The following is a 21,632-nucleotide window of genomic DNA, read 5'->3' as shown; positions in this document are numbered from 1 at the left end:
ATGCCGCGCAACTGCCACATTCGTGCAATTGCCACGTCGTCGCCTCATCAGCCACGCCTACTTCCACTGACCGCGCGCCACGCTCAGCCCCACCCAACCCAGCGCCGCTGCAGCAAGCACCGCGCCACCGATCACCACCCCCATCCAGCCGGCCTGCGCATACGCCGCCGTGCCCAACGTCGAGCCCACCGCACCGCCGATGAAATAGCAGGTGATATAGGCCGAGGTGATGCGGTTACGCGCAGTGGGATTGCGCTGATAAATCACGCTCTGGTTGGCGATATGCACGCCCTGCACCGCGATATCCAGCAGCAACACGCCCACGATGAGCAGCGCGATCGACTGCGGCGCAAACGCCAGCAAACCCCACGACAGCAACAACATCACCAGCCCGCCCCAGCTCACGCGGTCGCCATGGCCGTGATCGGACCAATGCCCGGAGCGATTGGCGGCCAGCGCACCGGCCGCACCGATCAGGCCGAACAACCCGATCACCGCGGTGCCGTAGCCATAGCTCGGCCCGGACAACAGAAACGCCAGCGTGGTCCAGAACATGCTGAAGCCGGCAAAGATCAACCCGCCCAGCACCGAACGCGAGCGCAGCACCGCATCGTCGCGCAGCAGCGTCAGCACCGAGCCCACCAGCTGCGGATAGGACAATTGCGCATTGCCCGGATGCCGCGGCAGCCCACGCCACAGCAGCCAGGCGGTGACCAGCAGCAACCCGGACGCGATCCAGTACACCGTATGCCAGCCACCCACACCGGCCAGCACGCCGGCCGCGGTACGCGCCAGCAGGATGCCCAGCAGCAGCCCGCTCATCACCGTGCCGATCACCCGGCCGCGCTCGTGCGGTGCGGCCAGGGTGGCAGCGAACGGCACCAGGATCTGCGCCGCCACCGAGCTGGCGCCGGTCACGATCGTGCCCACCAGCAATATCGCAAAACTGTGCGAACTGGCGCTCACCAGCAGGCCCAGCGCGCTCAATACGAACAGGCCCACGATCAGGCTGCGCCGCTCCAGCCGGTCGCCCAGCGGCACCAGCAACAGCAGGCCGGCCGCGTAGGCCAGCTGCGCGGCGGTCACCACCGCACCGGCGCTGCGCACCTGGATTCCGAACGCCTGCGCCAGTGTCTCCAGCAAGGGCTGGGCGTAATAGTTGCTCGCCACCGCCAGCCCGGTGGCGGCGGCCATCAGTAGCACCAGGCGGCGCGGCAAGGGCGGGTGGGAGGTCGGCTCGGGGGTCATGGCGTGTGCCTGGCGAAAGGATGGGCGCAGTGTGGGCAGCGGCGATGCATCTTTCCAATGTATTGTTTTCACCGTGTCCATCGCGTTTCGAGATTGCATGCTGACCTTGCGCCAACTGGAATTTGCCGTGGCCGTGGCCGAAGAAGGCGGCTTCACCGCGGCCGCACGCCGCTGCAACACCGTGCAATCGGCGCTCAGCCACCAGGTCGCCAAGATCGAAGAGACCTTCGGCGCGCGCCTGTTCGAACGCGGTAGCCGCCAGGTGCGGCCCACCGCCGCCGGCGAAGTCTTTCTGCACAACGCCCGCGAAACCCTGCGCGCGGCCGAGCGCCTGCACGAGGAAATGGCCCAGGCGCTGGGCACGGTGCGCGGGCGGCTCACGCTGGGGCAGATTTCCTCGCTCACCACCGTGCAGCTGCCGGCGTTGCTACATCAGTTCCGCAGTGCGCACGCGCGGGTGGACGTGCACCTGCGCACGGCCATGAGCGAGGCCTTGCTGCTCGATCTGGGCGAAGGCCGGCTGGATGTGGCCCTGGTCGGCGTTGGCCCGCAGGTCGCGGTGCCGGCGCAGCGCCTGCTGCTGCATGAAGAGGCGCTGGCCTTGATCGTGGCCCCCGGCCACCGCTTTGCCGCGCGCAAACGGGTGGCGCTGGCCGAGCTCGACGACGAACCGATGGCCGGGCTGATTCCCGGTGCCGGCGTGCGCGGCATCATCGATGCCGCCTTCGCGCAGGCCGGCCTGCGGCAGCGCCAGCAATACGAGGTCACCCATGCCGACCTGGTGCGCGAACTGGTCGCCGCCAACCTGGGCGTGGGCATCGTGCCGCACACCATGGCCGGCGCCATGCGCGGCGTGGTCACGGTCGCACTCAAGGAGCGTTTCCGCTTTCTCACCTACGCCGTGTGGCGGCCCGACCCCACCCCGGCCGCGCGCGCCTTCGTCGCCTTGCTGCGCGCCCAACACGCGCCCCGCACGCCGGCAGCACGTGCATCGCGCTGAGCGAGGCGGCATCCACCAGCGCGCCGTGGAAGCCTGCTAGGCTGCGCGCGTTCGCAAAGGAAACTGCATGTCCGGTCACAGTCAGTTCGCCCTGCTCAGGCAGCGCCGCTTCTTGCCGTTCTTCGCTGTCCAGGCGCTGGGCGCGTTCAACGACAACGTCTACCGGCAGGCCATCATCGGCCTGTTGTTCTATCTCGGCATCGATGCCGCGCAGCGCACGCTCTACACCAATCTGGCGCCGGCACTGTTCATCCTGCCGTATTTCCTGTTCTCCGCGCTGGCCGGCCAGATCGCCGAAAAACTGGAAAAACAGAAGCTCATCGTGATCACCACCACGATGGAGATCGCCATCATGTCGCTGGCCGCGGTGGGTTTCATCGCCGAGAACATGGTGATCCTGCTGATTGCGCTGTTCTGCACCGGTCTGCAGTCCACCCTGTTCGGGCCGGTGAAATATTCGATCCTGCCCTCGGTGCTCAAACCCGAGGAACTCACCGGCGGCAATGGCCTGGTCGAGATGGGCACCTCCATCTCGATCCTGTGCGGCATGATCTTCGGCGGGCTGATCTTCCAGATTGCCGGCAGCCATGGCCCGGAGGCGGCGGCCACGGCGGTAATTGCGATTGCGGTCACCGGCAACCTGGTGGCGCGGCTGGTGCCCAAGGTCGATGCCGGCGCGCCCGAGCTGACCATCAACTGGAACCCCATCCCCGAGTCGCGCGCCATCATGCGCCTGACCCGGCGCACGCCGGCGGTGCGCAACTCGGTGCTGGGCGTGTCGTGGTTCTGGTTCGTCGGCACCGTGCTCACCGCGCAGTTGCCCACCTACGCGCAGCTCAATCTCGGCGGCCAGCAAGACCTGTACGTGTTTGCGCTGGCGTTGTTTTCGATCGGCACCGGCGTCGGTTCGCTGCTGTGCGAACGGCTGTCCGGGCGCACCGTAGAGATCGGTCTGGTGCCGCTGGGCGCGTTCGGCATCAGCGCGTTTCTGCTGGATCTGTATTTCGCCCGTCCCGGTGCAGCGCCGGTCATCGGGCTGTCGATCGGCCAGTTCGTGCAGCAGCCCGGCAGCGTGCGGCTGATCGTCGATCTGGTCGGCATCGGCCTGTTCACCGGCCTGTTCGTGGTGCCGCTGTTCGCGCTGATCCAGAGCCGCACGCCCAAGGCCGAGCTGTCGCGCGTGATCGCCGGGCTCAACATCCAGAACTCGCTGTTCATCGTGGCCGCGGCCGTCATCGGTATCGCATTGCAGCTGCCGCAGGTGGTGCTGTTCGGCGTGCGTATTCCGTTGCCCGGCCTGAGCATTCCGCAGGTGTTCCTGGCGCTGGCCATCGCCAATACGCTGGTGGCGCTGTGGATCTTCACCCTGGTGCCTGAGTTCCTGATGCGCTTCCTCAGCTGGGTGCTGGTGAGCGTGTTGTACCGCCTGCGTGCGCGCGACATCGACGCGCACGTGCCCAACGACGGCGCCGCGTTGCTGGTGTGCAACCACGTCAGCTACATGGACGCGCTGATCCTCTCGGCGGTGATCCCCCGCCCGGTGCGCTTTGTCATGTACTACAAGATCTTCCGCATCCCGGTGATGCGCTGGATCTTCCGCACCGCCAAGGCCATCCCGATCGCCGGCGCGCGCGAAGACCCCGCGTTGATGCAGCAGGCCTTCGACCGCATCGATGCGGCATTGGCCGATGGCGAACTGGTGTGCATCTTCCCGGAAGGCGCGTTGACCAAGGACGGCGAGATCGCCCCGTTCAAGTCCGGCGTCGAAAAAATCCTGGCGCGCCGCAGCGTGCCGGTGATTGCGCTGGCGCTGCGCGGCATGTGGTCGAGCATGTGGAGCCGCCGCGACACCCGCCTGGGCCGCATGCGCGTGCCGCGCCGGATGCGCGCCCGGATCGACGTGGTGGCCGGCCCCGCCGTGGCCGGCGATCAGGCCAGCGCCGCATCGCTCGAACAGCAGGTGCGCGCATTGCGTGAGGACCGCGCCTGAGTCTGGCGGGCGCGGGCTTTGCGTCCGTCGCGCACCGCGAGTAGCCTGTGCGCCACTGCACGCTTTGCCGCCGCGTTCGCCAAGCGAGCGCGACAGGCCGCACCGGGGGAAGTCGTTGTGCTCAACATCATCGCGCCTGAGGTGTCTGCCGTGATCGGCGGGCGTTGCTCATTCCAGCGGCTGGCTGTCGTGCCGGCGGCGGTGGGCATACCGATGCACTCGTCACCGGATAAGTCACCCCACTCACCCATCAGTTCGCTGTTGTTTACCACCCAAGGAGCTTCACCATGAGTGCCATCCCACCGCCGATCCATCCCTCGTCCAGCGCCGCACCCGGCCCGGTGCCCAATCACCTGATCTGGGCGATCGTGTCCACCGTGCTCGGCTTCTGCCTGTGCTGCCCGGCCCTGATCTCCGGCATCGTGGCGATCGTGTTTTCCAGCAAGGTCAACGGCCTGCTCAACCAGGGCGACATCGACGGCGCGCGTCGCGCTTCCAACACCGCCAAGACCTGGTGCATCGTGACCAGCGTGCTGGCCGTCATCGGCCTGCTGATCAACATCGGCATGGTCGCCACCGGCGGCATGCAGGGCTACATGGACTACATGCAGCAGTTGCAGCACATGCAGTAATGCAGCTGCGTCCACGCCATTGGCTTGGACTGGGGGCGGCCACCAGCGTGGCCGCCTTTGGCGTGTCGCTGCTGTATCGCTTCGACCCGAACGCGAGCAACAGCCCGTTCCCGCCCTGCGTGTTCCGCGCCGTCACCGGCTGCTACTGCCCCGGTTGCGGCATGACCCGCGCACTCCATGCGCTGGTGCATTTCGATCTCCCCGGCGCCTTCGCAATGAATCCGGCCGCCGTGCTCGGCCTGTTCACCCTGCCCGGCCTGATCGCCTGGAAAGCCGGCTGGCGCGCGCGCTGGTTCGCCCCGGTCGTGCAGACGATGTCCGAACCGAAGTTCTGGCTATGGGCCTTGCCCACCTACTGGATCGCCCGCAATTTGCCGTGGTACCCGTTCACGCTGCTGGCGCCGGGTTAGGTCGTCAGAATCAACTCCGCGGTCCCGTGCAAGAATCCAGGCACGCTATCGAACGATTAGCCGGGAAGACTGCCAGAGGTCACCACCTGGCAAAGTCGTCATCGGGTTCGACGATGGAAGCCGGCTCTTCGTGGGCGTCGATGGCGATGCGCTTGCGCTTTCCACTAATGGCGCAGCTGTTTGACTGCCTCTCATCGGGCACGGCGTTACCGCACCCACCCCGCAATCACCAGCAACGCCAGCACCACCATCCATAGCAGCAGCACGCGCCAGACCAGGCTCATCGCATCGCGCACTTCCGGCAGGCGGCGCCATACCGGTACCAGGCCCGAATCGGTGTAGTCGTGCGCTTCCTCGCGCAGCTCGGCGCTCACGCTGGCACGCGCCACCGCACCAAGAAAATGCGGCTCCAACGTCCAGCGATTGCCATGCGCCTCGCGCCATGCGCGAAACACGGTGTCGAAGTTGCCCACCAATGCCATCGACACGGTGATCAACTGCGCCACCGGCCATTCCAGCGCCGCCAGCAGCCAGCGCGCGCCAGCCAGATTGCGTGGCGGCAGCAACACCGACAGCGGGCTTTCCACCGCCAGTGCGGTCAGCCGGTACAGCACCGCGCCGAATGGCCCCAGCAGCAGAAACCACAGCAGCACCGCAAACCAGCGACGCAGTCCGTTGATCACCACCGCCTCCACCAGCGAGGGCGCGTCTTCGTGCACGCTGCCACCGGCCGCCTGCAGGTGCGAAATGGCCTCGCGTCGCGCGCCGGGCTCGTCGGCATCGATCACCGCTTCCACATCGCGATCCAGATCGCGCGGGCCCCAGGTCCAGGCCAGCACCGCCACCCCGAACACCAGCGACAGAAAGCCGTGCCACACATCGTCCAGCAGCCATTGCAGCAGCAGGACCACACACAACGCAGGCAGCAGCGCCAGCAGCACGCCATAGCGGCCCTGCCAGGCGCCGCGGCCGGCGGCATGGCTGTCCAGCCGGCGTAGCCAATGGCCGAACCAGTCGAACCGTCGCAACCTGGCGACCTGCGCCGGCACCAGATGGCCCAGCGTGAGTGCAACGACAACGGCAACCAGGGTCGTGAACATGGGTGTCCCTCCTCAGCCGAGTCTAGCCGAGCGGGCGCAACCGCCGCGCAACGGGCAGGGCGGCCACATACCACCCACCTGTGCCAGGCACCCATGGGCTGCGCTGCCCACCCGACGCGTGCGCGCGCCGCCGATGCGCTCAGCCATGGGTGCGATACCAGTGCTCGATCAGCGCACGGGCGATCGAGATGGCCGGCGGCAGGCCAATGCCCTCCTCGCCGCCCTGCCCGGCCAGCGCGGCGCCGATCTCGGCATGGCCGAACCAGCGTGCATCTTCCAGTTCGCCGGTCACCTGCGGCACTTCGCTGGCGTCGGCATGGGCACTGAAGCCCAGCATCAGCGCGCCGGGAAACGGCCAGGGCTGCGCACCCTGGTAACTGCAGTGCCGGATCCGCACGCGGGTTTCTTCATGCACCTCGCGCGCCACCGTCTGCTCCAGCGATTCGCCCGGCTCGACGAAGCCGGCGATCACCGAATAACGGCGCGGCGCCCAGCTGGCCTGGCGGCCCAGCAGCAGGCGCGCACCGTCGCTGACCGCCACGATGATCGCCGGGTCCACGCGTGGATAGTGCTCGGTCTGGCACTGCGTGCAGTGTGCGATGAAGCCGGCGCGGCGGAACACGATCGCCCCACCGCACACACCGCAAAAACGCGTGCGCGACTGCCAATGCAGCATCGCCCGCGCATACGCCACTGCGGTGGCGATCTCCGCCGGCCACTCGGCCGCCGCCTGGCGCAGATCCACCCGCTGCGGCGCCTTCAGGTCGAGCGGATCGGCCGACAGGCAGAACCAGCCCTCCTCCCCGCGTAGCCCCAGGAAGATCGCCGCCTCCGGGCCATCGGCAAGCGCCGCGCCCTGCAGCACCAGCGGCTGCCCCTGTGCATCGGCCAGGGCGGTGCCCTTGGCATCGATCAACAGCACGCGGCCCTGCGGCCACAGCTGCGCCAGCGCGGCAGGATCGTCACGCAGCGCATCGCCGCGGTCGAGCGGCGCGTGGCTGAAGGCAAAACCGGACAACGGAAAAGTGGACTCTGACATCGGCGCAAGCCTGCCGATAATCGGCCACACCCGCAACCATGCAGCGCACGGTCGCCGGACATCTCGCGACGCGCGTTCAGATGGTGACCACCGCACCAGGCCGCAGGTCCGCGCAGCAGGTGCGCGGCGTCATCGCCATGACGTGTGCGCTACAGCCATGGCGTGAGCCACCGGCAGATCGACGGATGGTTTATGCCATCGACACGGACGAACCCGCATGGCGCATCTGGCCAACCCGGCTGAACCGGCGTCGCGGGTTCATGGCGGTGCCGGACCCATCGCGCGCCGCCCCTGACCGGACGTTTCCGGCCAGCCGGCGTCAGACGCTGAAGCTGCTACCGCACCCGCAGGTGGTCTTGGCATTCGGGTTGCGGATCACGAACTGCGCCCCGGTCAGGCTTTCGGTGTAGTCCACCTCGGCGCCCATCAGGTACTGCAGGCTCAGCGGATCGACCAGCAGCGTCACGCCATCGGTGGCCACGGCCAGATCGTCTTCGGCACGGTTCTCGTCGAACTCGAACCCGTACTGGAAGCCGGAACACCCGCCGCCTTCGATGTACACGCGCAAGGCCAGGTCGGCATTGCCTTCTTCCTGGATCAGCTCGCGCACCTTGGCGGCGGCGGCTCCGGAAAAGTTCAGCGGCCGGTCGATGGACTGGTAGTCCGGCGCCGGGGCGGCGGTGGGAAGCGAAACGAGCGTACTCATGGCCCCAGCATGGGGGTCGGGCGGCCTTACTTCAAGCCGCTCCCGACGGCCAGCGCGCCGCGCTTCAGCCGCCCACCGGCTCAGGCCTCGGCGGTTTCGGCCTGCAAGGCCTTGGCCGGCTCGGCGCGGCTCGGGTCCGGGGCCGGCAATGCAGCGGTCACGCCCGCCGCGGCGGCCGCATGGATCAGGCGCCCGGTGAGCTGCGCACCGGCGCTCATTTCCACCACCTGGTAATGCACATTGCCCTGCACGCGCGCATTGGCAGCCAGTTCGACCCGCTCGGCCGCATGCACATCGCCGGTCAGCTGGCCGTTGATGATCACCACCGGTGCACGCACCTCGCCCTCGATGCTGCCCTGATCGGCCACCGTCAAGGTGGCGCTGGCGCCGTCCTCGGCGATCACCTTGCCCAGGATGCGGCCCTCCACGTACAGGCCACCGCTGAACAGCACATCGCCGCGGATCACCACCTGCGGGCCGATCAAGGTGTCGACCACGGTCTGCGCACCACGGTTGGATTTGTTTCCGAACATGAGCTACTCCCCCGCGCCATTGCCGGCGACTTTCCAGTCGAATGTCTGAGTGACCGGCGCCCCATCGCCGCTCAGGGAGATTTTGACACGTTGCGGGGTGAAATCCTTCGGCAGGATGACGCTGCCATCGAGCTGCTGAAAATAGCGGAACGAGTACGGCTGGCCGGCGGCATCAGGCGTCTGGTGCAACTCGTTCCAGCTCACCGTCACCAGCTTGCCGGCGCGCACGCCTTCCACCGCAAAGCGCAGCTGGCCCTGGCTGATCGCGCCGCGGTTGAGGTTCTGGGTCAGCACCACGCTGTAATTCCAGGTGCCGCCGGCCTCGGCGGTGAACTGCACCGAATGCGCGTTGAGCCCCTTGCGCTGCGCCGTGGAGCCCACCAGCCGCTCGTAGAACGCCACATCGGCGCGCAGCGCGGCAATCTGCTCGTCGCGCTCGGCCAGCGAGGCCTGCACTTCGGTATTGGCGGCCCGGCTGATCTTGTCCGACATCGCCAGGTTGACCTGGCGCTGCTGCAATTGCTCGATGGTCCGCCGCTGCTGGGCCTGGCTGCGCTGGGCCTGCTGCAGTGCCGCCTCGGCCTGGACCAGGCGCGGTGCGGCGGTGCGCGTGGCCATCCACCACGCCCCGGCCAATGACGCCAGCCAGACCAGGGCCAGCACGATCCACAGCCAGCGGCCGGTCGCACGGCCACCGCCCGACTTCCGGTGGACGATCTGAACGCGTGCGGCTGGTCTCATGGGCATCGGGTCCGGACGGGCCGGCGCTGTGGTCGGCGGCGTAGTGTGCCAGAGCCTTGTCGACCGTCGCGCTGGCGCTGGAACGGCCGTTATCCGATAGTTCCGCATTGTCCGCAGGAAGCAACGCCATGAGCGAAGCCCATCTGTTCGTGATCGGCATCCTGCTGGCCTGGCTGGCCGGCATCCGCGTCTACCTCACCGTGTTCGGCGTCGGCCTGGCCGGGCTGCTCGGCTGGATCGAGCTGCCGCCCGCCCTGCATCCGGCGCAGTCGTGGTGGGTGCTGGGTACCTCCGGCGCCTTGGCGGTGGCCGAATTCTTCGCCGACAAGATCCCCGGCGTGGACTCGGGCTGGGATCTGCTGCAGACCCTGGCGCGCGTGCCGGCCGGTGCATTTCTGGCCGCCGCCACGCTGTCGCCGGATGGCGATCTGGGCACCGGCGCCCTGGCGGCCGGTGCCGGCGTGGCGCTGACCAGCCACACGCTCAAGGCCGGCACCCGCGCCCTGCTCAATACCTCGCCTGAGCCGGCCAGCAACTGGGTCGCCTCGCTGGCCGAAGACACCATCGCCACCACCGCCCTGGCGCTGGCCCTGGCGCACCCGTGGCTGGCACTGGGTGTTGCGGTGGGCTCCAGCGTGGTGGCCGCGCTGGTGGTGTGGTGGGTGTGGCGACTGTTGTGGCGTGGCATGCGCCGGCTGGTGGCGCCGATGCGCGCTGCCAGCACGCCGGCTCCACGCCGCTCCCCGCTATCGTGAAGTTCATCGCATAATCATCGCGACTGCAGGGAGTATCGATGGCCGCCCGAGATCCGGTTCCTTTCACCACCCGTGACGACACCGCCACGCGTAATCGCCCGCTGCGCGCCGAGACACCGCCGGCCGACTACTGGCGCCGCTGGGCCGATGAGGCCGCCGGCGCATCCGACGCTGCCGCGCCGGTGAGCGCCGCCATCATTCCCGCCCCCATCCTCGCTGCCGCCCCGGGCCTCACGCCAATGGTCGCGCCAGTGCGGGCGGTGAGCCAGGCCGGCCACTCGCCCGTTGCAGCGGCGTCGTCCCCCACCGCGGCGATGGCTGGCGCCAGCCTCGACGGCAGCGACACCATCGCTGCCGACGCGCCGTATCGGGTGCTGATCGTCGAAGACGACCGTTCGCAGGCCTTGTTCGCACAGAGCGTGCTGCACGGCGCCGGCATGCATGCGCAGGTGGAAATGACCGCTGCCAGCGTGCCGCAGGCGATCCAGGACTATCACCCGGATCTGATCCTGATGGATCTGCACATGCCCGAGCTGGACGGCATCCGCCTGACCACCCTGATCCGCCAGCAACCCGGCCAGCACCTGCTGCCGATCGTCTTTCTCACCGGCGACCCGGACCCGGAGCGTCAGTTCGAAGTGCTCGACAGCGGTGCCGACGACTTCCTGACCAAGCCGATCCGCCCGCGCCACCTGATCGCCGCGGTGTCCAACCGCATCCGTCGCGCACGCCAGCAGGCGCTGCAGCAGGCCGGCGAGCAGGTCAGCGTGCGCAGCAACCCGGAAACCGGGTTGCCCACGCGTGGCCACGTGATGCAGCTGCTTGCCGATGCGCTGGAGCGCAAGCAGTCCGGCGGGCTGTTCTTCATCGAGATCGCCAGTGCGCTCGGCCTGCGCGAGCGTTATGGCTATGCCGCCTACGAGCGCCTGATGACCCAGGCCGGCCATCGTCTGGCCACCGCCGCCCAGCCGTACCCGCTGGCGCGTCTGAACGACAACAGCTTCCTGTTGCTGGCCGTGGACATGGACGAAGCCGGCCTGGAACAGCGCGCGCTGGAGATCCGCGAGCGGCTTTCCGCCAACGGCTTCCCGGTGCGCGAAGAAGAATCCGTGCACGTGCGCTGCGCCATCGGCGCGGCAGCGTTGAGCCTGGGCTTCGACGATACCGGCAGCGCGCTGGAAGCAGTGGAACGCACCGCCCTGCAGGCGCGCCTGCGCAGCAACGGCGTGCAGACCTATCTGGCCCCCAGCCAGGCCGAACAGCAGGAGCAACTGCGCCTGGTCGAAGGCCAGCTCGAGCTGGCCTATCAGCCGATCGTCGCCGTGGCCGGCGGCGACACCGCGCAGTACCAGGTGCTGCTGCGGCTGCGCCAGGCCGACGGCACGCTGCTGTCGGCCGGCCAGGTGATTCCTGCCGCCGAAGCGGCCGGGCGCATCGCTGATCTGGACCAGCAGGTCATGGACCACGCGCTGGGCCTGCTGCACCTGTACCAGCACGCCAGCCCGCCGCTACGCCTGTTCGTGTCGCAATCCCCGCGCACGCTGGCGCGCGACGCGTTTGCCGACTGGTTGCTCAAGGCACTGGTCGAACGTGGCGTGGCCGGGCAATCGCTGATCGTGGACCTGCGCCTGGACGATGCCTTGATCCACGCCGTCACCGTGCAGCAGTTCTGCGCCAGGTTGATGCCCGCCGGCGTGCAGTTCTGCCTGAGCCAGTTCGAGCCCGGCGACGAAGCCAATGCGCTGCTGAGCCAGTTGCCGCTGAGCTTCGTGCGCATGGCCAATCGCTTTGCCGATGCGCATGGCAATGCCACGGTGCGCGACCAGTTGCGCGGCGTCATCGACATCGCCCACCAGCGCGGCCTGCTGATCATCGGCCAACGCATCGAAGACCCGCAGGCAGCGGCCGCCATGTGGATGAGCGGCGTGGATTTCATCCAGGGCAACCTGGTGCAGACCGTCGGCAAGGAACTGGACTTCGACTTCACGAACGCGGTGCTCTGAGTGACGGTACAGGCAGGACGCCTTCGCGGCTGGAGCATCCTGGTTGCAGTCGCCGCACTCGCCGCAGCACTGGGCGCAGGCCTGCAATGGAGTGCCGTCCCGGGCCCGTGGCGCGCGCTGACCGCCGCCGCTGCCGCGCTGGCGGTGGTGTTTGCCGGTTGCGCGGCCGTGGCGGCCTATCGCAGCGTCCGCCTGCAGCAACTGCTGGCGCAGCGCCTGGAAGAAGCCGACCTCGCGCGCGAGCGGCTGCAGCAGGAACTGCAACGCCACGGCGAACTCGAGCAGGAACTGCTCCGCGCCAAGCAGGCAGCCGAAGCCGCTGCGCTGGCCAAGGGCGAGTTCCTGGCCACCATGAGCCACGAAATCCGCACCCCGCTCAACGGCATCATTCCGATGCTGGAGCTCATCTCCAGTGGCCAGCTCAGCCTGGACCAACGCGACATGCTGCAGACCGCCACCGGCAGCTCGCTGCAGTTGCTGCGCATCGTCGACGACATCCTCGATTACTCCAAGCTCGAAGCCAACAAACTCGAACTGGAAATCACCACCTTCAACCTACGCGAGCTGCTCGACGGCGTCGTGCAGCTGCTGCAGCGCACCGCCGAAAGCCGCCAGCTGCGCCTGGGGCTGGACATCGAGCCATCGGTGCGCCTGCTGGTACGCGGCGACCCGATCCGCCTGCGCCAGGTGCTAGGCAACCTGATCGGCAATGCGATCAAGTTCACCGAGCGTGGCAGCATCGATATCCAGCTGCGCCGCCTGGGCGAAACCCGCGGCCAGCATCTGTTGCGCTTTCAGGTGCGCGACACCGGCATCGGCATCGCCCCGGACCAGCAGGCGCGCCTGTTCCGCTCCTTCGCCCAGGCCGACGCCTCCACCACCCGCCTGTACGGCGGCACCGGGCTGGGGCTGGCCATCTGCAAGCGCATCATCGACCTGATGGGCGGCCGCATCGGCGTGGAATCCGAGCCCGGGCGCGGCGCCACGTTCTGGTTCGAGATTCCCTTGCTCAAGGTCATCGGCGACCTGCAGCAGGCCACCGGCGCCGATGCCGCGCGGGTCATGGTGATCAGCTCCGATGCGCGCCTGACGCAGCGGCTCAAGCGCCTGCTCGACAGCTGGGGCGTGTCGCATGTGCTGATGGAAACCACCCAGGACGCGCTGGAACGCGTGCGCCGCCACAGCGACGGCGAAGGCTTCCGCTGCGTCATTGCCGACCACGACACCCTGCGCTACAGCGCGCGCGCCGTGCATCGCGCGCTGGCCCGCGCGGAGGACAGCAGCGGCTTGCAGCTGATCTGGCTCTACGGCGACGAGCCGGTGCCCACCGAACTGCAGCACAACGCCACCCTGGTCCCACGGCAGAGTCCGGACGAGCTGCTGCGCACGCTGGTGCTGCCACCGGAGCCCAAGCCCGTGCATGGATCTGCACTGACGTCGGCGATGATTCCCGAGCCGCTGGCGCCGCCCATGGCCAATGCGCGCGAGGTGCGCATCCTGCTGGTCGAGGACAACCCGGTGAACCTGCTGGTGGCACAGAAGCTGCTGGCGGTTCTTGGCTTCGAGGCCGACACCGCAACCGACGGCGAAGCGGCACTGAGCCGCATGGAATCGACCCGTTACGACATGGTGTTCATGGATTGCCAGATGCCGGTACTGGACGGCTATGCCGCCACCCGCCGCTGGCGTGCGATGGAAACCGAAAGCGGCGGCCGCCCGATCCCGATCGTGGCGATGACTGCCAATGCCATGGCCGGCGACCGCGAGCGCTGCCTGGCTGCCGGCATGGACGACTACCTCTCCAAACCGGTCGCCCGCGAGCAGCTCGATGCCTGCCTGCAGCGCTGGCTGCCCCGTCAGCCGTTGCTCCCGGGCCCCACCAGCGGTGCAGCCCCGGCCGATCCCGAAAGCGCCAGCGCCGGCGCCCAGGCCCGCGCGCTGCCGATCCTGGACAGCAGCGTCATCGACGAGCTGTACGAAGTGGCAGGCGCCGACACCATCACCATCCTGCAGCTGTTCCTGGACGACACCCCGGGCATCATCGAACAGCTGGAAGCTGCGGCCGCCAACCGCGACAGCATGCAGCTGCGCGACCTGGCCCACACCCTCAAGTCGTCCAGCGCCAACGTCGGCGCCCTGACCGTGTCCAATGCCGCACGCCGCATCGAACTGGCCGCGCGTACCGGCACCATCGAACGGCCCTCGGTCATGGTCGCCCTGGTCATCGCCGAATACGCCCGCGCCCGCCTCGCCCTGCTGGGCCAGGTCGCCCGCCTGCAGGCCGCAACCCGCGCAGCCGGCTGACGATCGCCATCTTTACGGGATTCGGGATCCGGGATTCGGGATCCGGGATCCGGGATTCGGGATGTCTAACGTCTAACGTCTGACGTCTGACGTCAGTCAGATGTTGCTAGAAGCTGGCGCATGACTAAGCCCCTCTCCCGCCGGGAGAGGGGTTGGGGTGAGGGTACGGGGCAAAGCCACCCGTAATTCACACCCATCACTATGGACGCACCGAGCTCCGCACCAACACGCAACGCGAACCACTGCCAACAGCGCATCAAGTGATAAACACTCATTCGCCCCCACGCGCATTCCCGCCTGCGGAACCATCGCGACGACGCACCGAACAACAAAGAACGCATCACACGATAGGGATGCACCAAGTCCACTCCCACCGGAAGATGCATGAGGTGCAGCTACGCGCGAAGCATGCAATTCAGGCGCGAAGCCAGACGCCCGAAGCGAAACAACGACCAGTAGCCAACCGCTCTTACCCGGCCCAACTGCCCATCACCAACTCAACAACCTGCACCCACCGGGCGCTCAGCGCGCTCAGTCATCCAGCTTGGTCAGCAGGTAGTTCGGCTCGCCGATGCGCGCCACCAGATCCAGCTGGGTTTCCAGCCAATCGATGTGCTCTTCTTCGGACTCCAGGATATCCACCAACAGCTGGCGGCTCACGTAGTCACCGACGGTTTCCGCATACGCCACGGCTTCGCGCAATACGACCACCGCCTCGCGCTCCAGCGTCAGGTCGCAGCGAAACATCTCGGTCGGGTTTTCGCCGATGCGCAGCTTGCCCAACGCCTGGAAATTCGGCAGTCCCTCGAGAAACAGGATGCGGTCGGACAGCTTGTCCGCATGCTTCATTTCGTCGATGGATTCCTTGTACTCATGCTCGGCCAGTTCCTTCAGGCCCCAGTTCTTCAGCATCTTGGCGTGCAGGAAGTACTGGTTGATCGCAGTGAGTTCGTTGTAGAGCACCTTGTTGAGGTACTCGATGACCTTGGTATCGCCCTTCATGCGATGTCTCCGAGACAGTGAGCCGGGCGCACTTTAACGCGTTGGCGCAAGGCATGAAGGAACGCGAATCGTGATCAGTTGCGTGATGCCCGCCGAGACCAACGAGGCCATCTCTAGGGCGAGCGGGCTGGCCCCTGGCAGTCATCGCAACGACCGCAGCGAATCACTCGCCGATGCGCGAGCTGCGATCAACGCAAGTGCCACAAGCGCGACAGCACCATACTGAAGTCAGAGACACACACCACGATGGAGCCCAGAGACCTCGTCTCTGGCTTGGGCAGAAGTCCGGAGGCAGCGACTCGATAGCGCGGTTATGCAGTGGAGCGATCCACAGCGGGCCAGGAGACGCTGCCACGACTGACCGCCACGCAGCAGGTTACACCTCAGGCAGCGCTTGCCAGCCCCACCAGCGGTAGCGGCAGCGCACGTGTTGCATGCGCCTGGTGCAGCAGGTCGGCTGCCATGTCCAGGCAAGACCCGCAGTTGGAGCCGCAGCCGGTTCGCATGGTTAGCTCGGCCAGGCTGGCGCAGCCGTTGTCGGCCGCTTCGCGGATCTGGTGGTCGGTGACCCCATTACAGATGCAGACGTACACGGTATCGGTCGGGTGCTTGCGATCCGGAGAGGACCGGCACCGATTGCACCGCAAACGAGAATAGGTGTCAATTCCAAACGTTAATCATTATTAATCCGCACTTGGCGAGGCCCGCCCCGCTTGCGTGGGCGTTTGCGCGGGCTGTCGTGACCGGCCGCACTGCTGCCCGGCAACCATGCCTCCAGCGCACGCTCCGGCATGACCCCGACCGCTGCCGGCCCCGCCAGATTCTGCGCGAGCGGCGCCAGATGGCGCAACGCACGCGCATAGACCCCGCGCTTGAACATCACCACGTGCTCGACCGGGTACCAGAAATCCACCCAGCGCCAGTGGTCGAACTCCGGCGTGTCGGTATGGTCGAGCTTGAGATGGGATTCGTCGCCGGTGAACTGCAGCAGGAACCACACCTGCTTCTGCCCGATGCAGACCTGCCGCTCGTTGCGGCGCACCGCCCGGCTCGGCAGGCGATAGCGTAGCCAGCCGGGCGTGGCGCCGAGCAGTTCCACATGCTCAGGCAACAACCCGGTTTCTTCGCGCAACTCGCGGTACATGGCTTCGACGGGCGTCTCGTCGGTATTCATGCCGCCTTGCGGGAACTGCCAGCCGTCCCTGCGCACACGTCGTGCCCAGAACACCTGACCGTCCTTGCGCATCAGCACAATACCGACGTTTGGCCGGAAGCCGTCCGGATCGATCACGATGCGGACTCCTGAAAATCTACTGTCACCGACTCTGCCACGGCGACGCCCGGCTCACAAGCTGAAAACGAAATGCTTGACAACGCCCGGATGCTTCGTAAGAATTGCCGGCTCCCTAGGCTATGTAGCTCAGCCGGTTAGAGCACAGCACTCATAATGCTGGGGTCGGTGGTTCGAGTCCACCCATAGCCACCAAGGTATCCAGGCCTGCCCAGGCATGCGATACTCTGGGACAACATGTTTTTATTGCCCCGTCGCCAAGCGGTAAGGCACCTGACTCTGACTCAGGCATTCGGTGGTTCGAATCCATCCGGGGCAGCCAGACACAAAAGGTTCGATCGAAAGATCGGGCCTTTTTTGTTGCCGCCATGACCCGGCTCGGCCGTTCGCAGAGCAACGCGCCCAAGCGCAGCCACCTCCACCCAACCGATACCAGGACAGGCACTACGGCGTCGCTCGAGCTGATCGCGCTCGTACGGAACGACCGTCAGGCAACCGAAACCGCCATCGGCGCATGACACACGAAGCAGCGCCGCGCTGCCGTCTGGCCCTCCGGATGCACGGCCACACCGACCGACGCATGCGCGCCATGCCGCTTCGCCCCTCCTGCCCGCGACTACTGCCGTGCCACGCCAATCGATTGGCGCAAGCCCCTGCCCTGCCATTGCCCTCCGCGGGCGCGCGCATCGGGATCGCCCAAAACGATAAAAGCCCGGCAATGCCGGGCCTTGAAGCAGCTGCCCCGGCGAACCGGGGCGCAGCAAACGCGATGGATCAGCGCTTGGAGAACTGGGTCGCGCGACGTGCCTTGTGCAGACCGACCTTCTTACGCTCGACTTCACGGGCGTCGCGGGTCATGAAGCCGGCCTTGCGCAGCTCGGACTTCAGGGTTTCGTCGTACTCGACCAGCGCACGGGCGATGCCCAGACGGATCGCACCGGCCTGGCCGGTGGTGCCGCCGCCGGACGCGGTGACCAGGATGTCGAAGCTCTCGGTGTTCTTGGTGAGCTCCAGCGGCTGACGCACGATCATGCGCGCCGTCTCACGGCCGAAGAACTCGTCCAGCGGACGGTCGTTGACGGTGATCTTGCCGGTGCCCTTGCGCAGGAACACGCGAGCGGTGGAGGACTTGCGGCGGCCAGTGCCGTAGTTTTGCGTGATAGCCATGATTAGATATCCAGAACTTGCGGCTGCTGGGCGGCGTGCGGATGCTCGGCACCCGAATAGACCTTGAGCTTGCGGTACATGGTGCGGCCCAGGGGGCCCTTCGGCAGCATGCCCTTGACGGCGATTTCGATCACGCGCTCCGGGTGGCGCTGTAGCGCCTGCTCCAGGCTCTCGGTCTTCAGGTTACCGATGTAGCCGGTGAAGCGGTGATACTTCTTGTCTTTCAGCTTGTTGCCCGTGACGACGATCTTCTCGGCGTTGATCACCACGAGGTAATCGCCGGTATCGACGTGAGGGGTATAAACCGGCTTGTGCTTGCCGCGCAGGCGGCGGGCCAGTTCGGTGGACAGACGGCCGAGCGTCTTGCCGGCGGCGTCAACGAGATACCAGTCGCGCTGGACGGTCTCGGACTTGGCGGTGAACGTAGTCATGAGAAAACTCTTGAGTGGTCGGGCGGATTGCAGCGGCCGAAGACCACTGGAACTTTGCCACGCGTTGTGAAGGCGAAACAGAAGAGGCAGGATTGTACGCGCCAGCCCACCGCGGCGCAAGCTGCCCCCGCCACGAGTGGCGGGCGGTTGGCAGCGGGTCGGCCGGGGGCCAGAATCCCTGCATGACCCAGACCTCCCCTACCCGACTGCAAAGTCCGCTCGACCGGCTGCTGGTCGAAGCCCAGCGCGCGCTGGAGACCGTCTTCGGCAACCCGCCTGCCGAGCGCCCCAATCCCGCCGCCGACACCCCGGAGACCGCCTTGTCACCTGACCAGCGCCGCCATGCCGCCGGCCTGATGCGCATCAATCACGTCGGCGAAGTCTGCGCCCAAGGCCTGTATTTCGGGCAGGCCGCGGTCGCCCGCGACGCACACACCCAGCACCATCTGCTGGAGGCCGCGCAGGAAGAAACCGACCACCTCTCCTGGTGTGCCGATCGCCTGTACGAGCTGGACAGCCGCCCCAGCCTGTTCAACCCGCTCTGGTATGCCGGCAGCTACGCACTCGGCGCGCTGGCCGGTCTACGCGGGGACGACTGGAGCCTGGGCTTCGTGGTCGAGACCGAACGCCAGGTGGAAGCCCACCTGGACGAACACCTGGAAACCCTGCCCGCGACCGACCAGCGCAGCCGCGCGATCCTGCGCGTGATGAAGATCGACGAAGCCCGCCACGCCGATCAGGCCGAGCAGGCCGGCGCACGCCTGCTGCCGCCCCCCATCCCCACCGCCATGGCCCTGGCGTCCAAGCTGATGAAGACGGTGGCCTACCGGCTCTAGCCGGGGTCGGGATTGTCGAAAGTGGGGCGCCGGCCCGTGCAGCGGGCTGACTAACTGACCAACTTCAACCCGATCACGCCGGCGACGATCAGCCCGATGCAGGCCAGCCGTGACCATGAAGCGCTGTCGCCGAACAGTGCGATGCCGGCGATGGTCACGCCCAGCGCGCCGATGCCGGTCCAGATCGCGTAGCCGGTGCCTACCGGAATGGTCTTCAGGGCCTGGGTCAGGAACCACAGGCTGATGCCGGCCAAGCCAATGGTCAGCACGGTTGGCCACAGTCGGGTGAAGCCATCGCTGTACTTGAGCCCCATGGCGAAGCCGATTTCGAACACACCGGCCAGAACGAGATAGATCCAAGGCATTGCAGTACTCCTCACAGAAAAAACGGACAAAAAAAAAGCGACCCAGTGTGTGCACACTGGGCCGCCGTCGGCTGTGGAACGCGAGGTCATCGCGTGGCGGGCCGTCCCGCCTTGATTCGGTTGCGCACCTGCAAACAGGCGCGCATCGGTCGTTCGCTGCGCTTACTCGCTCAGGTTACGCCCGTGGAACAGCTCTTCGATCTCGCGCTTGAGCAGCGTTTCGATCTTCATGCGCTCCTTGAACGAAAGGTTCTTGGCACGCTCTTCAAACAGGTACTGATCCAGATCGAAGTCTTTGAGGTGCATCTTGGTGTGGAAGATGTTTTCCTGATAGACGTTCACGTCGAACATCTCATAACGCGACTTCACGTTCTTGGCCAGGAAGTGCTGGATCGAGTTGATCTTGTGATCGATGTAATGCTTTTTGCCCTTCACGTCGCGCGTGAAGCCGCGTACGCGGTAGTCCATGATCACGATGTCCGATTCCAGACTCTCGATCAGGTAGTTCAGCGCCTTCAACGGCGAGATGACCCCGCACGTGGCGACGTCGATGTCGGCGCGGAAGGTGGCGATGCCTTCCTGCGGATGCGTTTCCGGATATGTATGGACCGTGATATGGCTCTTGTCCATATGAGCAACCACGGCATCGGAGATCAGCTCCTTGCCGGCCTGCTTCTTGTCGATCACCGGCTCTTCGGAGATCAGGATCGTCACCGATGCGCCCTGCGGATCGTAGTCCTGGCGTGCGATATTGAGGATGTTGGCACCGATGATCTCGGCCACATCGGTCAGGATCTGCGTCAGGCGATCGGCGTCGTACTGCTCATCGATATACTCGATGTAGCGCTGACGCTCCTCTTCGGTACGCGCATAACAGACGTCGTAGATGTTGAAGCTCAGCGCCTTGGTGAGGTTGTTGAACCCCTGTAGCCTCAGGCGAGGCAACGGCTTGACCACGTCGGTCTGTCCTTATGGAAAGCGGGAAAGGAGTCAATTATGAGCCAAAGATCCCAGCAACGAAATGCCGATGTTGAGAATGGTTTACCTTGCATGACTCATGCCGTTAAGCTTCAGGAATTACACGCGGAACTACCATGAGCCCAGGAAACACGACGGTTGTGACTACGACGGTACGTAACGCTACCCCTTCCCTGGCGCTGGACGCGGGCACCATCGAGCGTTTTCTGGCGCACAGCCACCGCAGGCGCTATCCGACCAGGACCGATGTGTTCCGGCCAGGAGACCCGGCCGGCACCCTCTACTATGTCATCAGCGGCTCGGTGAGCATCATTGCCGAAGAAGATGACGATCGTGAGTTGGTGCTGGGCTACTTCGGGAGCGGCGAGTTCGTCGGCGAGATGGGGTTGTTCATCGAATCCGATACCCGCGAAGTGATTCTGCGTACCCGCACCCAGTGCGAGTTGGCGGAGATCAGCTACGAGCGCCTGCAGCAGCTGTTCCAGACCAGCCTGTCACCGGATGCACCGCGCATCTTGTACGCACTGGGTGTTCAGCTTTCAAAACGACTGCTCGACACCACAAGGAAAGCCAGCCGCCTGGCCTTCCTGGACGTGACCGACCGCATCGTGCGCACCCTGCACGATCTGTCCAAGGAGCCCGAGGCGATGAGCCACCCGCAGGGCACGCAGCTGCGGGTGTCGCGACAGGAGCTGGCACGCCTGGTCGGCTGCTCGCGCGAAATGGCCGGCCGTGTACTCAAGAAGCTGCAGGCCGACGGCCTGTTGCATGCACGCGGCAAGACCGTGGTGCTGTACGGCACGCGCTAAGAAACCGCCAGCGATCCACGGTCGGTGCGGAAGTAGCACCGACCGTGGTTTCCGGAACGGCAAACCGGGCTGCTGCAATCCAGGCTGCAGCGGGCTGATGCTTGCGCCCCCCCCCACACACACCGCTGCGCGGAGCTCGTGTCGAGCTGGTGCGCAGTGCGTACGTTGCGCGTCGTCAGTAGTGCAGGCCCAACGCAGTCTGTGCATCGACGTGTGCTTGCACTGGTGGCTGCGCCTTCGCGAGCCGCTGCGGTGGCGCTGACTGCCGCCGCCGCGACACGCTGGTTTCATT

The 21,632-nt window shown here is 66.4% G+C and carries 22 protein-coding genes and 2 tRNA genes; 11 read left to right on the top strand and 13 right to left on the bottom strand.

The annotated features are described in order from the left end of the window. Window positions 1-57 precede the first annotated feature (57 nt). Window positions 58-1,248, bottom strand: coding sequence for an MFS transporter (locus tag RZV17_RS02590; protein ID WP_355606984.1), 1,191 nt, complete (start codon window positions 1,246-1,248; stop codon window positions 58-60). Window positions 1,249-1,345: 97 nt separating this feature from the next. Between RZV17_RS02590 and RZV17_RS02585 the strand changes: the two genes are divergently transcribed. The 4 genes from RZV17_RS02585 (at window position 1,346) to RZV17_RS02570 (ending at window position 5,280) form a co-directional block, all read left to right on the top strand. Then, complete coding sequence (locus RZV17_RS02585) at window positions 1,346-2,248, top strand: LysR family transcriptional regulator (RefSeq protein ID WP_166749690.1); 903 nt, start codon at window positions 1,346-1,348, stop codon at window positions 2,246-2,248. A 67-nt stretch (window positions 2,249-2,315) separates the two neighbouring features. Further along, window positions 2,316-4,238: an MFS transporter gene (locus RZV17_RS02580; protein WP_355606981.1), complete on the top strand. Its 1,923-nt coding sequence runs from the start codon at window positions 2,316-2,318 to the stop codon at window positions 4,236-4,238. Window positions 4,239-4,525: 287 nt separating this feature from the next. After that, entirely contained in the window at window positions 4,526-4,870 is a 345-nt protein-coding gene (locus tag RZV17_RS02575) for a CD225/dispanin family protein (RefSeq protein ID WP_006450995.1), read from the top strand. Next, window positions 4,870-5,280: a DUF2752 domain-containing protein gene (locus RZV17_RS02570; protein ID WP_355606977.1), complete on the top strand. Its 411-nt coding sequence runs from the start codon at window positions 4,870-4,872 to the stop codon at window positions 5,278-5,280. The genes RZV17_RS02575 and RZV17_RS02570 overlap by 1 nt, the downstream gene beginning before the upstream one ends. A gap of 206 nt (window positions 5,281-5,486) precedes the next feature. Here the strand turns inward: RZV17_RS02570 and ampE are convergent, their stop codons facing one another. From ampE to RZV17_RS02545, 5 genes are all read right to left on the bottom strand, one after another. After that, a complete protein-coding gene (ampE, locus tag RZV17_RS02565; RefSeq protein ID WP_039408063.1) occupies window positions 5,487-6,380 on the bottom strand; it encodes a cobalamin biosynthesis protein in 894 nt (297 codons plus the stop codon). 139 nt (window positions 6,381-6,519) lie between these two features. Next, a complete protein-coding gene (gene nudC, locus RZV17_RS02560; RefSeq protein ID WP_355606973.1) occupies window positions 6,520-7,419 on the bottom strand; it encodes an NAD(+) diphosphatase in 900 nt (299 codons plus the stop codon). 319 nt (window positions 7,420-7,738) lie between these two features. Then, entirely contained in the window at window positions 7,739-8,125 is a 387-nt protein-coding gene (erpA, locus tag RZV17_RS02555; protein WP_039408059.1) for an iron-sulfur cluster insertion protein ErpA, read from the bottom strand. Window positions 8,126-8,205: 80 nt separating this feature from the next. Then, window positions 8,206-8,658 carry a polymer-forming cytoskeletal protein gene (locus tag RZV17_RS02550; protein ID WP_039408055.1) on the bottom strand — a complete coding sequence of 151 codons (453 nt, stop codon included), beginning with the start codon at window positions 8,656-8,658 and terminating at the stop codon, window positions 8,206-8,208. A gap of 3 nt (window positions 8,659-8,661) precedes the next feature. Continuing rightward, a complete protein-coding gene (locus RZV17_RS02545; protein WP_355606969.1) occupies window positions 8,662-9,399 on the bottom strand; it encodes a DUF6776 family protein in 738 nt (245 codons plus the stop codon). A gap of 128 nt (window positions 9,400-9,527) precedes the next feature. On the opposite strand from RZV17_RS02545, the gene RZV17_RS02540 reads away from it, so the two are divergent. Genes RZV17_RS02540 through RZV17_RS02530 form a run of 3 tightly spaced genes read left to right on the top strand, consistent with a single transcriptional unit; the run spans window position 9,528 to window position 14,461 of the window. Continuing rightward, entirely contained in the window at window positions 9,528-10,154 is a 627-nt protein-coding gene (locus RZV17_RS02540; protein WP_039408048.1) for a DUF4126 domain-containing protein, read from the top strand. 38 nt (window positions 10,155-10,192) lie between these two features. Continuing rightward, complete coding sequence (locus RZV17_RS02535; RefSeq protein ID WP_355606965.1) at window positions 10,193-12,157, top strand: EAL domain-containing protein; 1,965 nt, start codon at window positions 10,193-10,195, stop codon at window positions 12,155-12,157. Window positions 12,158-12,196: 39 nt separating this feature from the next. Next, the gene (locus RZV17_RS02530; protein WP_355609123.1) at window positions 12,197-14,461 is read left to right on the top strand and encodes an ATP-binding protein; all 2,265 of its coding nucleotides are present in this window, start codon (window positions 12,197-12,199) and stop codon (window positions 14,459-14,461) included. 531 nt (window positions 14,462-14,992) lie between these two features. Here RZV17_RS02530 and bfr read toward each other — a convergent pair. From bfr to RZV17_RS02515, 3 genes are all read right to left on the bottom strand, one after another. Then, window positions 14,993-15,463 carry a bacterioferritin gene (bfr, locus tag RZV17_RS02525; protein ID WP_039408039.1) on the bottom strand — a complete coding sequence of 157 codons (471 nt, stop codon included), beginning with the start codon at window positions 15,461-15,463 and terminating at the stop codon, window positions 14,993-14,995. A gap of 383 nt (window positions 15,464-15,846) precedes the next feature. Beyond that, entirely contained in the window at window positions 15,847-16,056 is a 210-nt protein-coding gene (locus RZV17_RS02520; protein ID WP_039408037.1) for a bacterioferritin-associated ferredoxin, read from the bottom strand. 80 nt (window positions 16,057-16,136) lie between these two features. Then, complete coding sequence (locus RZV17_RS02515) at window positions 16,137-16,754, bottom strand: RNA pyrophosphohydrolase (RefSeq protein ID WP_047693410.1); 618 nt, start codon at window positions 16,752-16,754, stop codon at window positions 16,137-16,139. 118 nt (window positions 16,755-16,872) lie between these two features. Between RZV17_RS02515 and RZV17_RS02510 the strand changes: the two genes are divergently transcribed. Together RZV17_RS02510 and RZV17_RS02505 are read left to right on the top strand one after the other, a co-directional pair. Continuing rightward, window positions 16,873-16,949, top strand: a tRNA-Met gene (locus RZV17_RS02510). 52 nt (window positions 16,950-17,001) lie between these two features. Further along, window positions 17,002-17,076: transfer RNA gene (locus tag RZV17_RS02505), tRNA-Gln, on the top strand. Window positions 17,077-17,528: 452 nt separating this feature from the next. On the opposite strand, the gene rpsI is transcribed toward RZV17_RS02505, so the two are convergent. Next, window positions 17,529-17,921, bottom strand: coding sequence for a 30S ribosomal protein S9 (gene rpsI, locus RZV17_RS02500; protein WP_005990700.1), 393 nt, complete (start codon window positions 17,919-17,921; stop codon window positions 17,529-17,531). A 2-nt stretch (window positions 17,922-17,923) separates the two neighbouring features. Continuing rightward, window positions 17,924-18,352 (bottom strand): 50S ribosomal protein L13, encoded by a 429-nt coding sequence (rplM, locus tag RZV17_RS02495; RefSeq protein ID WP_003483082.1) that lies wholly within the window; start codon window positions 18,350-18,352, stop codon window positions 17,924-17,926. A 182-nt stretch (window positions 18,353-18,534) separates the two neighbouring features. On the opposite strand from rplM, the gene coq7 reads away from it, so the two are divergent. Then, window positions 18,535-19,188 carry a 2-polyprenyl-3-methyl-6-methoxy-1,4-benzoquinone monooxygenase gene (gene coq7 / locus RZV17_RS02490; RefSeq protein ID WP_355606960.1) on the top strand — a complete coding sequence of 218 codons (654 nt, stop codon included), beginning with the start codon at window positions 18,535-18,537 and terminating at the stop codon, window positions 19,186-19,188. A 50-nt stretch (window positions 19,189-19,238) separates the two neighbouring features. Here coq7 and RZV17_RS02485 read toward each other — a convergent pair whose 3' ends face one another. Both RZV17_RS02485 and speD read right to left on the bottom strand, forming a co-directional pair. Then, complete coding sequence (locus tag RZV17_RS02485; RefSeq protein WP_166743688.1) at window positions 19,239-19,553, bottom strand: multidrug efflux SMR transporter; 315 nt, start codon at window positions 19,551-19,553, stop codon at window positions 19,239-19,241. Between the two features lie 162 nt (window positions 19,554-19,715). Beyond that, window positions 19,716-20,510, bottom strand: coding sequence for an adenosylmethionine decarboxylase (gene speD, locus RZV17_RS02480; RefSeq protein ID WP_005990692.1), 795 nt, complete (start codon window positions 20,508-20,510; stop codon window positions 19,716-19,718). Between the two features lie 137 nt (window positions 20,511-20,647). Between speD and crp the strand changes: the two genes are divergently transcribed. Continuing rightward, on the top strand, window positions 20,648-21,340 hold the full coding sequence (gene crp, locus RZV17_RS02475; RefSeq protein ID WP_029218612.1) for a cAMP-activated global transcriptional regulator CRP: 693 nt from the start codon (window positions 20,648-20,650) through the stop codon (window positions 21,338-21,340). The last annotated feature ends 292 nt before the right edge of the window (window positions 21,341-21,632 follow it).

This window comes from Xanthomonas cannabis, from assembly GCF_040616535.1.
GTDB classification, from domain to species: Bacteria; Pseudomonadota; Gammaproteobacteria; order Xanthomonadales; family Xanthomonadaceae; genus Xanthomonas; species Xanthomonas cannabis.
This window is presented reverse-complemented; position numbering and strand designations above follow the sequence as displayed.